12 protein-coding genes and 1 other RNA gene are annotated in these 13,137 nt (G+C 64.8%); 7 read left to right on the forward strand and 6 right to left on the reverse strand.

Features of this window, described 5'->3' with window-relative positions:
- Positions 1–1,128 carry an acyl-CoA dehydrogenase family protein gene (locus AU197_RS11900; RefSeq protein ID WP_231744902.1) on the forward strand — a complete coding sequence of 376 codons (1,128 nt, stop codon included), beginning with the start codon at positions 1–3 and terminating at the stop codon, positions 1,126–1,128.
- On the opposite strand, the gene AU197_RS11905 is transcribed toward AU197_RS11900, so the two are convergent.
- Entirely contained in the window at positions 1,125–1,934 is an 810-nt protein-coding gene (locus tag AU197_RS11905; protein ID WP_064402909.1) for an SDR family NAD(P)-dependent oxidoreductase, read from the reverse strand. The two genes, AU197_RS11900 and AU197_RS11905, sit on opposite strands and share 4 nt — an antisense overlap.
- Positions 1,935–2,128: 194 nt before the next feature.
- Here AU197_RS11905 and AU197_RS11910 point away from each other — a divergent pair, with 194 nt between their 5' ends.
- The 6 genes from AU197_RS11910 to AU197_RS11935 all read left to right on the forward strand — a co-directional run bounded on the left by AU197_RS11910 (position 2,129) and on the right by AU197_RS11935 (position 7,391).
- Positions 2,129–2,740 carry a TetR/AcrR family transcriptional regulator gene (locus AU197_RS11910; protein WP_064402910.1) on the forward strand — a complete coding sequence of 204 codons (612 nt, stop codon included), beginning with the start codon at positions 2,129–2,131 and terminating at the stop codon, positions 2,738–2,740.
- Positions 2,741–2,827: 87 nt separating this feature from the next.
- The gene (locus AU197_RS11915) at positions 2,828–3,586 is read left to right on the forward strand and encodes an SDR family oxidoreductase (RefSeq protein WP_064402911.1); all 759 of its coding nucleotides are present in this window, start codon (positions 2,828–2,830) and stop codon (positions 3,584–3,586) included.
- The gene (locus AU197_RS11920) at positions 3,583–4,863 is read left to right on the forward strand and encodes a DUF427 domain-containing protein (RefSeq protein WP_064402912.1); all 1,281 of its coding nucleotides are present in this window, start codon (positions 3,583–3,585) and stop codon (positions 4,861–4,863) included. The genes AU197_RS11915 and AU197_RS11920 overlap by 4 nt, the downstream gene beginning before the upstream one ends.
- Before the next feature lie 165 nt (positions 4,864–5,028).
- Entirely contained in the window at positions 5,029–5,886 is an 858-nt protein-coding gene (locus AU197_RS11925) for a mycofactocin-coupled SDR family oxidoreductase (protein WP_064402913.1), read from the forward strand.
- Between the two features lie 81 nt (positions 5,887–5,967).
- On the forward strand, positions 5,968–6,573 hold the full coding sequence (locus tag AU197_RS11930) for a TetR/AcrR family transcriptional regulator (RefSeq protein ID WP_064402914.1): 606 nt from the start codon (positions 5,968–5,970) through the stop codon (positions 6,571–6,573).
- On the forward strand, positions 6,567–7,391 hold the full coding sequence (locus AU197_RS11935) for a hypothetical protein (protein WP_064402915.1): 825 nt from the start codon (positions 6,567–6,569) through the stop codon (positions 7,389–7,391). Before AU197_RS11930 ends, AU197_RS11935 begins: the two co-directional genes overlap by 7 nt.
- A gap of 23 nt (positions 7,392–7,414) precedes the next feature.
- Here the strand turns inward: AU197_RS11935 and AU197_RS11940 are convergent, their stop codons facing one another.
- From AU197_RS11940 to AU197_RS11955, 5 genes are all read right to left on the reverse strand, one after another.
- Positions 7,415–8,623, reverse strand: a complete 1,209-nt coding sequence (locus AU197_RS11940) for a cytochrome P450 (RefSeq protein ID WP_064402916.1) — start codon at positions 8,621–8,623, stop codon at positions 7,415–7,417.
- Positions 8,620–9,180 carry a TetR/AcrR family transcriptional regulator gene (locus AU197_RS26265; protein WP_197415520.1) on the reverse strand — a complete coding sequence of 187 codons (561 nt, stop codon included), beginning with the start codon at positions 9,178–9,180 and terminating at the stop codon, positions 8,620–8,622. The genes AU197_RS11940 and AU197_RS26265 overlap by 4 nt, the downstream gene beginning before the upstream one ends.
- Positions 9,181–9,428: 248 nt before the next feature.
- Positions 9,429–9,797: a transfer-messenger RNA gene (ssrA, locus tag AU197_RS26010) on the reverse strand.
- Positions 9,798–9,909: 112 nt separating this feature from the next.
- Positions 9,910–10,749 carry a maleylpyruvate isomerase family mycothiol-dependent enzyme gene (locus AU197_RS11950; RefSeq protein ID WP_064402975.1) on the reverse strand — a complete coding sequence of 280 codons (840 nt, stop codon included), beginning with the start codon at positions 10,747–10,749 and terminating at the stop codon, positions 9,910–9,912.
- Between the two features lie 49 nt (positions 10,750–10,798).
- The gene (locus tag AU197_RS11955) at positions 10,799–13,087 is read right to left on the reverse strand and encodes a putative bifunctional diguanylate cyclase/phosphodiesterase (protein ID WP_082696636.1); all 2,289 of its coding nucleotides are present in this window, start codon (positions 13,085–13,087) and stop codon (positions 10,799–10,801) included.
- Between the last annotated feature and the right edge of the window lie 50 nt (positions 13,088–13,137).

Genomic DNA, 13,137 nt, shown 5'->3' on the forward strand with positions numbered 1-13,137 from the left:
TTGTCCGGCATCACCGACGGTTTCGCAGCGACCGACGAGCAGGAAGAGTTGCGCCGGACGGCCCGCGCATTTTTCGAGCTGAAGTCACCCGAGCACGAAGTTCGCCGCGTCATGCAGACTCCCGAAGGCTACGACCGCGAGGTGTGGCGCCAGATGGCCGACCAACTCGGGCTCCACGGGTTGGCCATTGGTGAGGAATTCGGTGGAAGCGGTTATGGCTACGCCGAATTGGGCGTGGTCGTCGAGGAGTCGGGGCGCGCCCTGTTGCCCGGCCCGTTCTTCGGCTCCGTCGTGATGGCGGGCAGCGCCTTGATGTGCTGCGACGACAAGGGCGCCCAGTCTCGATACCTTCCACGCATCGCGACGGGCGAGACCATCGCCGCGCTGGCGCTGACCGAGCAGTCTGGCCGGTGGAGTGCGGAGACGATCCACACCAGCGCGCGTCGCCGCGGACCACGATGGTTCATCAACGGCAGCAAGACTTTCGTCTTGGACGGTCACATTGCCGACCTGCTGTTGGTCGTAGCCCGGACGGACACCGGTGTTTCACTGTTCGCGGTGGATGACACCGAGGGACTGTCGCGCCGGATGCTCTCGACGCTTGACGCGACGCGGCGCCAGGCCCGAATCGACTTCGACGACACCCCGGCCGAGTTGATCGGCACTGAGGGGCAGGCCTGGCCTGCGTTGTCGCAGGCGCTCGACATCGCGGCCGCCTGTCTTGCGGCCGAACAGGTCGGGGGCGCACAGCGGTGCCTGGAAATCGCCGTCGGCTACGCGAAGACGCGCCGTCAATTCGGCAGGCCGATCGGGTCTTTCCAGGCGGTCCGGCACAAGTGTGCCGATTTGATGCTCGAGATCGAGTGCGCTCGAGGCGCGGCGCAATACGCGGTGCACACCGCTGCGCAGCGACTGGACGAACTTCCCGCCGCCGCCTCGTTGGCCAAGGCCTACTGCTCGGACGTCTACACCAAAGCGGCCGCGGCGAACATCCAGATCCACGGCGGAATCGGCTTCACCTGGGAGCATCCCGCGCACATGTACTTCAAGCGGGCGAAATCGTCGGAGCATCTTCTGGGCGATCCCGCCTACCATCGCGGCCTGCTCGCCCACCGGGTCGGGATCTAGAAGTCGGTCCCGCCGTCGATGTTGATCGCTGCGCCGGTCATGTACGCCGCCCGATCGCTCAACAGGAAAGCGATCAACTCCCCGGCCTCATTCGGGCGGCCTCCGCGGTCGAGGGCCACCCGCATGTTCCAGGCGGGATTGCTGGACAGGTGGGTGTAGATCGCGTCTTCCTCCGGCACGTTGTACTCCGCTGCCCGCTGGGCGCGGATGAAGTCGTTCACCTCGGTGTCGAACAATCCAGGACAGACGGTGTTCACCCGGATGCTGTCGGGCCCATGCGTTTTCGCGAGAATTTTCGACATTGTCAGGACGGCGGCCTTGAGCGCGTTGTACGGCGGTATCAGGACTTTCGGTGCGCGCACCGAATACGCGGCCGTCGTCACCACCGTGCCGCCGCCGGTGCGTTGCAGGTGCGGAATGATCGCGCGGCAGGAGCGCACAGTCGCCATCAAGATCATCTGGTAGTACCAGTCCCACGATTCGTCGGTGTGCTCGAGGAACGGCCCCTGCTGCTTCATCGGGCCCGCCGTCACTGCCAATCCCCGCAGATCGCCGAGCCTGTCGGCGGCCTCATCGACGGCGCGTGCAACACCGTCGCCGGGGGCCGCGGCGTCGACGCTGATCCCCACCGCACGGACGCCATGTCGGCTGGACAACAGAGACGCCTTCTCGACGGCACGCTCACCGTCGCGCGCCAGTAGCGCCACGTTGGCGCCGTCGTGGGCAAGTTGTTCGGCAGCGGCAAACCCCATGCCGGTCGTTCCTCCGACGATGACGAAGTTGCGGCCCCTCAACCCGAGGTCCACGACAAACCTCCCTCGTCATCTCGCGACACCCGCGCCCACGGAGTGTAACAATTGAACGTGATGTGTCACTATGATCAGTAGCCGCCGAGCGTCTCCGCCTGCCACCGGGACGGTGCGCCGGAACGCCTGAACACGAGCTGTCACGTAGCATAGAAGGGTTCAAAACTGCTTGATCCCAGCGACGAGGGAGCGACATGGCGACTGAGCGGGCCACGGCCGAGCTCGACGAGCAGCAGGAGTCCGACCGCCGAGACCAGATCCTCGAAGCGGCGAACTTGTGCTTCTCGCAACTGGGGATCCAACGCACGAGCGTGCAGGATGTCGCCCGGGTTGCGAACGTGTCGCGGGGCACGGTGTACCGCTACTTCGAGGACCGCACGATTCTCATCGAGGCGGCCATCGAGTACGGCGCCCAGAAGTTCTACCAGGAAGTCGCGGCGGCGATGGCGAAGAAGCCCACGCTGGCCGAGAAGCTCGGCGCCATGGCAGAAACCCACGCCAGAATCCTGCTCGACCATCGGACGCGGAACCGCCTGATGGCTGACGACGCCGAATTGATGCGGCACATGATCGCCGACGGCGATTCGGCTGTCCGGCGCACGACCGAGTTTCTCGTACCCTACGTGCGGGAGGCCCAGGAGCGTGGCGAGGTCGGGGCGAACATCGACGTCAAGGCCGCCAGTGAATGGCTTGCCAGGATCATCTACTCATTCTCGACGGTGAACAAAGCTCAGACCTTCGACATGTCCAAGCCCACCACTGTGCGTCGTTACGTCGAGAAGTTCGCGGTCAACGGCCTGCGCTGATCCTTCAATCGCGAACAGTGATACATAATCTGTAATAATGTTCTATTTGGGGCCGTAGGCTTCGAGGAGCATGAAAGCAGAGGTGGCATGGGTGAGCTGTCGCTAGCCGGCAAGAGGGTGGTCGTGGTGGGCGCATCCGCCGGCATCGGGCGCTCCTTCGCCGTGCGGGCGGGCAAAGACGGCGCCGAGGTGGTCCTCGCCGCGCGCCGCGTCGACAAGCTCGATGAGGTGGTTGCGGAGGCGGGCCGTGGAGTCACGGTAGCGGTTGACGTGCGCAACCCTGCCGATTGCGCACGACTCGCCGAGGTGGCCGGTGAGGTGCTGGACAAAGTCGACATCCTGCTGATCTCGTCGGGATACGCACCTCTGAAGATGTTCTCCGACACCGGCGCAGAGGACTGGCGAGATGTGTTTGAAACCAACGTGATCGGCGTACACGAACTCATCCGAGCCCATCTTCCGATACTCGACCCGACGGCGATCGTCGCAGCGCTGTCGTCGGATTCGGTGCGCCATCCGCACACGGCGCTCGGCGCCTACTCCTCGAGCAAGGCGGCGATGGAGCGCTGCCTGGTCTCGTGGCGTCTGGAGAAGCCGGGATACCGGTTCAGCTGCGTGGAGATCAGCGGCACCGTCCCGACGGACTTCACCTCACAGTTCGACCCCGACCTGCTCGGCACAGCGCTCACCGAATGGCTCGCACGCGGACTCGTCCAAGAGAGCCGAATGACGCCCGACGCTGTCGCAGACGTTCTCGCAGGCACTTTCGCCAGCGCCATCGACAATCCCGATGTCGGCCTGGAGTCCCTCGTTCTCAAATCACCGACGGGGCCGATGCGGTCATGACCGAACAAGTCGAGTCGGCTTGGCCGGCGCACCCCGACTACCGGATCGGCATCGAGCGCAGTCCCTTCACCGGGCAGGTGTGGCTCGGGAACCTGCTCGTCGCCGAGAGCGAAAAGTGCCTTGTGGTCACCGAAAGCGATCACGTCGACCGGCTGTACTTCCCGAAGGCGGACGTGCGATGGGAGCTGCTCGAGCCCAGCGAGCACACGACCGTTTGTCCATTCAAGGGCCGCGCTTCCTACTGGAGCCTGTCGGCCGAGGGCCAAATGATCGACAACGTCGCGTGGAGCTACCCGACGCCGCTGCCCGAAGTTGCGGGAATCGCCGACCACATCTCGTTTTACGACGACCGGCTGCGCATCGTCGTCGTGGAGCACTGGCCCGACGGGGCGTTGGTGCCCACGAGATTCCCGCTGTGGGGCGATGCCGCCGAGCTGGTGCGGCTCATCGACGTGGAACCGCGCGGCGACAACCACTTCGTCGGCCCCGCGCACGGCCCGACGCAGCGCGACGTCGTCGAAGGCGGACAGCTGCTCGCCGAAGCCATCGTCGCGGTGTCCAAAACCCTTCCCGAGCAACGGGTCACATCCGCATCGATGGTCTTCCTCAAGGCAGCTTCCTTCACCGCGCCGGTCGAGCTGTCCGTTGACCTGCTGCGTAAAGGTCGCACGTTCTCGACCGCCGAAGTTCGTGCCACGCAGCACGACACCCTCCGCGGCGCCGCCATCCTGCTTTGTGATTCGGGGTCCGGCGATGTCATCGGTCACGCGATGGCGATGCCGGACGTCCCGAAGCCGTCGGACGCCGAGCCGTTCGAAGGCTTCGGTATGCCCGGTCGCGAGATCCGGGTGGTAGACGGCGCGTACGACTCGAACCCCGATCGGGTGGGACCGCCGGAGATCAACGCGTGGGTTCGGTTCCGGGACGCACCCGACCGGCCCTACCTTCATTCCGCCTTGTTGGCTCAGTCCAGCACTCATTGGACGATCGCCGCGGGCATGTTGCCGCACAGGGGGTTTGGCGAGGCCCTTGCACATCGCACCTTGTCCACCGGGATCATGAAGGCCACAATCGCATTCCACGAAGATGCGGACGTCACAGACTGGCTGCTGTATACCAACCGCGCGTTCTGGGCCGGACGCGGACTGGTCCAAGGTGACGGCCACGTGTTCACGGAGGGCGGGCGGTTGGTGGCGTCCTACACGATCCAGGCAATGGTCCGTGAATTCCATACCCGGCCGGAAGCCATGGGCCACGACGAACGGACCGTTATGTGAGGTTGGGTGCCGATGGTCGCGAAAAAAACTGCTGTACCGACCTTCTCATCGGTGTGCGCCCTGACGCCGTCCTGTGGCGAGGCCTGTCGGCTGTATGACAGATTTACAGTTTGTGTTCTATCATCCAGCGTGGTGGACCGACGTCCTAGCGCATGGGAGAGCTGAATGAACCGTCTCACAGGCAAGGTGGCAGTGATCACCGGCGCAGCGCGGGGCCAGGGGCGCAGCCACGCCGTACACATGGCCGATGAGGGCGCCGACATCATCGCCCTGGACATATGCGCAGACATCCCCTCCAACGAGTATCCGTTGGCCACCCCGGCCGACCTCGACGAGACAGCGACGCTGGTCGAAAAGGCGGGACGGCGCGTCGTCACGGCAGCGGTGGATGTCCGCGACCGACCTACCCTGAAGAAGGTGCTCGATGACGCCGTCGCCGAACTCGGTGGCTTGCACATCGTCGTCGCCAATGCCGGAATCTGCCCACAGGGCAGCCACATTCCGTACCGCGGCTTCATCGACGCGTTCGACGTGGACTTCGTGGGCGTGGTCAATACGGTTCACCTCGGGCTCGAGCATCTCGGGCAGGGCGGGTCCGTGATCGTCACCGGATCGATCGCGGGCCTGGTCGAGCAGAAGGATCTCGCCACCGGCGGTGGACCGCAGGGACCCGGCGGTGCGGGGTACGGCATGGCCAAGAAGATGATCCGCGAATACACGAAGGCACTCGCACTCACGATGGCGCCACACGGGGTTCGGATCAACACGGTCCACCCGACCAACGTGAACACCGACATGCTGCACAACCTGCCGATGTACCGGACGTTCCGACCGGATCTGACGGACCCGTCGCGCGAGGATGCCGAACTCGTCTTTCCCGTTCTGCAGGCGATGCCCATCCCCTATGTCGAGCCCGAAGACATCTCGCATGCCGTGGTCTACCTCGCCTCGGACGAATCGCGTTATGTGACGGGGCAGCAATTGTTCGTCGATGCCGGCGCCAGCCTCAAGCTGGGTATCTGACGCGGGCCAATCGGCGAGCCGAGCACAAATTGGTTGACACCTGTCATTGACGATCGTCAGTGACAGGAATATCGTATCGCCATGCCGCCCGTCGCAGCCGCAGTCAGTACGCGTGAAGCGCGGCGACTCGAAACACGAGCACGGTTGTTCGACGCCGCGGTCGCCGAGATCGGTCGGATGGGGCTGGGAGGCGCTGATGTGAGCGCGATCGCGCGCGCAGTCGGTGTCGCGCGGGGGACGTTCTACTTCCACTTTCCAACCAAGGAGCACGTCCTCGCCGAACTGCAGCACAGCGAAGAAGCCAGAATCGTCGCAGGCCTCGAAAAGCGTTCGTCTCCACCGAGTTTGGAGTCAGCCCTTTCCGACGTGGTCGCCGAGGTCTTGGTTGCGGAGCGACGGCTCGGCGAAATGATCTTTCGCGAGATGTTGGGACTCGTGTTCTCCTCGACGCGACCCGCTGAAGCGCAGCTCGATGAGCACCCACTCGCCGACTATGTCCTCGGGGTCCTGACACGCGCACAACATGAGGGTGCGTTGTCAGCATCCGCGCAACCGCGGGATATGACCGTCATCTTTCTCAACGGGATGTTCGCCCTTCTGACGACCCTCGCGGCGTCCGCCGGCACCCGCAGAAAGCTGCTGGACCAATACGTGAAGACGATGGTGACCGGAATGGAGGCATTGTGAGGACAGGTATCGACGGATATATGGATTACCTCATCGAGCGGGACGGCGAAGCCGACGCCCTCAACCGGCGCCTCTCCAACCGCGAGGAGTACTTCGCCGACATCGAAAACAATCCCGTTCGGTCGAACCGCCACATCGACCCGGACGTGTTCAACGCCAACCTCAAACGGCGTCGGCCGGAACCCGGCCTCAGCCAGGAGATGCTCTTCGTCCTGGCCACCGCGAAGCTCAATCAGACCGAGCGTTTCGGGGTCAGCCTCGGCGAGGCCTACGGGATCAACAGCGGGAAGGATCGGCCGCTCGAGCGCGTGTACATCGAACTCGAGGAGCACTACCACACCAGGCTTCTCGCGTATGTTCTCGACATCTTCGGACTGCAATTCCAGGTGGCGCCGCCTCCGCTTGTGATGCGACAGTTCGTCAAGCTCAACGTGTTCACGCCCGAGCGACTGGGGGTAGCGGCCGTCGGCGCCGGTGAGATGGCCGGGTGCGTGATGTTCGATCAATTGCGGCGCGTGGGAGTCGAACTGTTCGCCGACGAACCGGCCGTAGCGGCACGCATTGACTCCCTGTACCGCGAGATCCTGACCGACGAAATCGGGCACGTCGGTTACTGCGCCGCCACCTGCACCGCCGCCGAACGAGCGATCATGCGTCGGCTCTATCCCTACCTGGGCCGGCTCTTCGCCCACCAGACCGCTGAGATCAGTCAGCTCGTCGACCGCGAGCAATTGCACGCCCTGCTGGACCGGCCGTTCGACGTCGAGGCGCTCTCGGCCGGCCTGCCGCACAGAACGTTCCTCGCTGCACACCCGTAACGCGGCCGCTGAGGCGACCGGTATCAATCGCGTGCCGTGATTTGCACTGGGAGCGAGTCGATCCCGATTCCAACATTGTGGACCGGTCCCGCCCCGGTCCACACCGGCGGACCTGCCAACTCGATGTCGTAGCCGGCCGCCAGAGTCCCGAGCACCACCTCGATCTCCTTATGGGCGAGGTTCGCGCCCAGGCAATAGTGCACGCCTCCCCCGCCAAAGGCCAAGTGCGGGTTGGGAGAGCGGTGAATGTCGAACCGGAAGGGATCGTCGAAAACGGTTTCGTCTCTGTTCCCCGACGGGTGCCAGAACACGACGCGGTCGCCCGCCTTCACATTCTGGCCACCGATGGTGACGTCTGTGGTTGCGGTCCGGCCGAAGATCAGCACCGGGCTCGACCAACGTAGAACTTCGTCGGCGGCAGTGCCGAGCAGACTCTGATTCGATCGCAACTCAAACATCTGATCTGGGTTTTGAAATAGTGCGATGAGTCCCAATGACAGCGCGTTGCGGGTCGTCTCGCTCCCCGCGAAGGACAGGATGAGAAAGAACATCTCCAACTCGAACCCGTCGAGCCGGGCGGCCAGCTTGGTCCACACATCATCCGCCGGGTTCGCACGCTTGTCCTTGGTGATGCGCTGCGCGTAGTCAAACAATTCCGTCAGGTACCCGGCACGATCGTCTTCGGAGTACTCGCTGTACGGATTACCCGACTTAAGGAGATGATCGGTGCGCTCGAACACCCATGAGCGATCGGATTCTGGGATGCCGACGATGTCCGCGACCAAGTGCATCGGCACCTGATACGCGACATCATGCACGAAGTCGCACGTGCCACCTGCCACTGCATCGAGTATCTGGGCAGTGCGATCGCCTATACGCTGCTGGAGTCTGCCGATCATGCGCGGCGTGAATTCCGCCGAGATGATCTTGCGCATCTCGGTCTGTTCGGGCGGATCCGAGCTGAGCAGGGTGCGCCCGGTCGGCATCAACGGATCGGGTCCCAGGAGCGGGCCGTCGGTGGCCGCGAACGTCTTCCAGTCGCGATTGGCTTGTTGGATCTCTGGGTGCGTGACGATTGACCAGAACGGGATCGGCGGTATGCCGGGGCGTCCCTCCGCTGCGGGGTGAAGGTGGACCGGCCCGTGACGGCGCAACTCGGTGAAGACGTCGTGCGGAAATCCGTTCGTGTACAGCAGCGGATCGGTGAGGTCGACGTCCAATGTCCGGGTCATGCATCCTCCTCGGTGCTGGTGCGTGCTGAGCAGCTCCGGACGACTTGTCGGACCAGCGCGCGTATGTCCGCCGCGTCTGTGGTCGCGCCGAGAAGCAGCCTTCGGTAGACGAGCGCACCTGCGAGCATGTCGACGAGCATCTCAGCGTCTGTCGACCGCAGGATTTCCCCGCGTTGCCGTGCTCGTTCGACCGCGCCGATCGCCTGCCGACGCGATTGTGCGACAAAGGATTTCAATGTCTCACGAATGGCGCCGTCGTTCGCGGCCTCCGCGAGAAGAGGGGGAAGGAGTGCCGCGATCTCCGGTTGGGTCAGAGTGTCCGCCATCCGCAGCGCGGCGGTGAGAAGATCATCGGCGAACGAGCCGGTGTCCACGTCTTCGGAAGGGCGCGTGACGGCTGCCGCGGCGTGCTGGAAGAGCTCCTGCTTGCTGGCCCACCGGCGGTAGATCGAGCCTCGACCGACTCCTGCACGTGCTGCGATTCCCTCGACTGTTGCGCCTGCCCACCCCTTGGCTCCGACCTCGGCAATTGTGGCCTCGACGATCGCGGCGTCCAACCGGTCGTCGCGCGGGCGTCCGCGCCGAGGCGCTTGGCGAACGGCCCGCACGTGCGCCGACGCTGCGGTGATTGCCATCACTCGATACTGAACCGGATGGTTCCGGAAATCAAGCGTTCCGTAATTATGGAACTGGGTTCTACGACACGTCGACGCCGGCGATCTGGGCGTTTCTTGGGGGTGCGGCGGCAAAATGCGGCCGCAACGAAAACGGCCAGAGCGAATACGCTCTGGCCCTTTCATTCTCGAAGTGGAGCTGCCGGGAATCGAACCCGGGTCCTACGGCGTTCCCTCAAGGCTTCTCCGTGCGCAGTTCGCTATGCCTCTACTCGGATCTCCTGATCACGCGAACAAGTCAGGATGACGATCCCAGTCGCTGTTTGATGTCCCGATGAGTCCCGCGACCGGACCCACCGGTTTATCCCTCTAGCTGATGCCAGACACCGGGTCGAGGGCTCTCCCGGGCTGACAGACTAGCTGTCGCTTAGGCAGCGAGAGCGTAGTCGCGCTGATTGGAATCGGCGCTTAATTGGTTGCAACGACGCTTACGGTGGTCTCTTGCCTGCACCGGCACGCTTCCCTTGATTCGACGCTCGAAGTCGAAACCGTTCAGCCCCTGTGTAGTTGTCTAACAACGCGCCCGCCGAAGTACGGCAGGACATTTCATCCTACGCGACCTACAACACCACACACCACGCGTTTATGCCCGTGTCGGCCCAAAACCGCTGGTCAGATCACGTAGTTGAGGTGATCGACGACACGCCTGCCGACCTCCTCGTCGCCGCCGTAAGCGATCGCGTCGTGATCCAACGCGACGCGCCCGCCGGCCAGCCGCGCGAACAGCAGCGCATCGAGCGTGATCGTCGCCGTGGGTTCAGCGTCGCCGAAGTCCTCGACGACCTTGCCTCGGCCCTCGACCGCGACGTTGATCGTCCTGGCCAGAGGCCCGGTCAGCTGGATGGATACCCGAGAGCCGTCGGGCGCCCCACCCAGTTTCCCGACCACAAAGCCCATACTGGCCGCCATTTCGTCGAGCGCGAACAGCGCGGGCGCCCCGGTCGGGTCGGATGCGGGCCGCCCGAGCGCATCGCGAATGTCGTGCTCGTGCATCCAGCAGTCGAAGATCCGCACCCGCATGAATCGGCCGTAACTGTCCGGGCCGGCCGGCGTCGCCGTCACCTGGTTCCAGTCGTCGTCGTTCAGCGCGGTCAGCGCCGCGCGACGCTCAGCGGTGATGGCCCGGAAGCGGTCCAGCAACTCCGCGCCGCTGATCGTCCGCAACTCGAGCACCCACCGCTCGTTCAGCACACCGATGTCGTTGCGTACGTGCTCGAATGACGACACGTCCACATCTGCCTCCGGGGTGTTCATCCCCGCCAACATCGATTCGGTGCCGACCATGTGGGCCGTCACGTCGTGCACCGTCCAGCCGGGCAGCGACGTCGCCGCTTCCCAGTCGGAGTCGGCCAGACCCGCCAACAAGCCTTCGATCGTGTGCCACTCGGCGAACAACGCATCGAGGACCGCGGTCTTGTCGAGCTTCGTCACCGGACGCGAGGGGCTGCTCACCGCCCGACCGTACCGCTCGTCACCGACCGCCGTGTACAGAACGTAGGCGCTACGGCGTGTCAGCGGCCAGGGGTTCCGCGGCATGATCGGCAAGCGCGGCGGGCAGCCCGAACAGGTATCCCTGAGCCAAGGAGCAGCCGGCGAGGAACACCGTCTCGGCCTGCTCGACGGTCTCGATGCCCTCGGCGATCACTTCAAGGCCCAACGGATCACACACCGCGATCACCGATCGGTACAGCGTCGCGGCCTGCGCGCGTTCTGGTCCGGCCAACAGGCTGCGGTCGAGCTTGACGATCTGAATGGGTAACGCGTGCAGGTAGGTCAGCGAGTTGTATCCGGCGCCGAAATCGTCCAGTGCCACCTTGACCCCAATGGCGTTGAGCCGCCGTATTTGTGAAGCCGCCTCGTCGAGGTCGACGATCGGCACGGTCTCGGTGATCTCCAGCGTCAACCGGCTGGGCGCCATGCCGTAGCGCGCCAACGTAGCTGCCACCACGTCACGGAACTCGCCGTCGCGCAGGCGTGCCGCCCCGATGTTGACCTGCAGATCGAGACCCCCACCGGCCGCGGCAACTTGCCGGCAACTCAGATCCAGCACCATCGCGTCGAAGGCATCGCCGAGCCCCGCAGCCTCCGCGGCGGCGACGAACGTCTCGGGTGGAATCTGCGTGCCGTCGGGCGCGGTCCACCTCGCCAGCGCCTCGAAGGCGACCGGAGTCTCCTCGGGCAGCCGAACGATGGGCTGATAGACCAGGCCGAACCCGGCCGGCGGACCACCGTCGGCGTTTCGTAACGCGGTGGGAAAGTCCACCGCCCGGCCGGTCATCGACGGGTAAACGACGGCGATGTCTTTGCCCAGGCGCTTGCCCTCATACATCGAGTGGTCGGCCTTGCGCAGCAGATCGTCCGGGGTCTGGCTGTCTTCGTCGGCTTCCAGCCGAACCAGGCCCATGCTCGCACGGATCCGCACGCTCGAGCCGTGCACGGCGAACGGCTCCCGAAGCGCCGCCTGGATGCGGCCGGCGACGACTTCAGGTGCCGCCGCGTCGCTGTTGATCAGAATGGCGAACTCGTCACCGCCGATGCGTGCCAGGGTGTCGGTACCCCGCACACATCGACGGAGGCGTTCGCCCACGGCACGCAGCAGCTCGTCACCGCCCGCGTGCCCGAACCGATCGTTGACGTCCTTGAAGTCGTCGAGGTCTACGAAGATCAGAACGAAACCGCCTCTGGCAGAAGCGGTTTGGAGTTCCTTGCCGAAGAATAGCCGGTTCGGCAGCCCGGTCAACGCGTCGTGATGCACCTGGTGCGCGAGCAGCCGCTGAGCGTCGAACAGCCGCACCGTCAACCTGTGCTGCGCGCGCATCGCGAAGGCCTGGCGCGCCGCGACGAGCAGAACCATCAGCACCGCCCCGACGACCAGCACCGCGTCGAGCTCCCGATCGATCAGCACGTGGTAGCCGTAAAGCATTGCAATACCGGCGAATCCGGCAAACGGCAGGATCAACTGCACCCAGTCCATCACCCGATCGCCGGCCTGAGCGGCGGCCTCCGACAGGGGCACCGGTTCGGCCAGTGCGTAGATCACCAGCACCAGCCCGAGAATGAACGCGCCGCCGCCCCACAAGTCACCGTTGTGCAAGCCGACGGTCCGGAAATAGGCCACCATCCGGTCGGCGGACGCGAGCAACATGACCCCGCCGGTCAACAGCAGACACTCCGCCCGATGTGGCCGCCCCGGCCGGTAGAGACTGGCGAAGAAGACCCCCGCCACCACCGCGCACAGCTGGAGCAGCGAATAGGTCACCAGGATCGGGGGATTGTCCGACCGGGGGAACGCCGCTGCGGCCAGTGCCCCGTATCCGGCCAGGTAGGACAGCAGCGAAAACGAGATCGCCGCCACGATCGCGTCGAGGACGGACGCGACGAGCGAGTACTGATGCACCGGGTCGGGGGTGGTGCTGCGCCCGACTCCGACGCGCCCGAGCACCACCACCGCCGTGAAAATGAGCACCGCGGGAAGCAGATACGCCACGGTCTCCCTGCCGCCGGCCACTCGACCGGGATCAGAGCCGCCGCCCGTCCACCACAGCAGCTCACCGATGAGCCAGCTCAGGCACGACGCAGCGATGAGGACTCGCCACCATCGGGACGGGCCGTCGACCTTGCGGGCAACCATGAAGCCGCGGACGACGATCACCGCGCCCAGGACCGCCTGCACCGCGATCATCCCCGCCTCGGCGCGGTCGTATCCCCACGGGGCCAGCGCGTTCACCACGACCAGCAGCAGCAGGGCCACCACGACGCCGTAACGCCAACGATGACCCCTGAGCGACACGCCTTCCCCGCCTTTCCGTTCGTCATGATGCCTTATGCAGCGAAGTGCTT

The sequence above is a fragment of the Mycobacterium sp. IS-1590 genome, from assembly GCF_001500025.1.
Lineage (GTDB): Bacteria > Actinomycetota > Actinomycetes > Mycobacteriales > Mycobacteriaceae > Mycobacterium.

What these genes read in the sequence shown, in the direction of transcription:
- AU197_RS11910 (WP_064402910.1), top strand. Translation starts at nt 2,129, where the DNA reads ATGGCGACTGAGCGGGCCACGGCCGAGCTCGACGAGCAGCAGGAGTCC.
- AU197_RS11915 (WP_064402911.1), top strand. Translation starts at nt 2,828, where the DNA reads ATGGGTGAGCTGTCGCTAGCCGGCAAGAGGGTGGTCGTGGTGGGCGCA.
- AU197_RS11920 (WP_064402912.1), top strand. Translation starts at nt 3,583, where the DNA reads ATGACCGAACAAGTCGAGTCGGCTTGGCCGGCGCACCCCGACTACCGG.
- AU197_RS11925 (WP_064402913.1), top strand. Translation starts at nt 5,029, where the DNA reads ATGAACCGTCTCACAGGCAAGGTGGCAGTGATCACCGGCGCAGCGCGG.
- AU197_RS11930 (WP_064402914.1), top strand. Translation starts at nt 5,968, where the DNA reads ATGCCGCCCGTCGCAGCCGCAGTCAGTACGCGTGAAGCGCGGCGACTC.
- AU197_RS11940 (WP_064402916.1), bottom strand. Translation starts at nt 8,623, where the DNA reads ATGACCCGGACATTGGACGTCGACCTCACCGATCCGCTGCTGTACACG.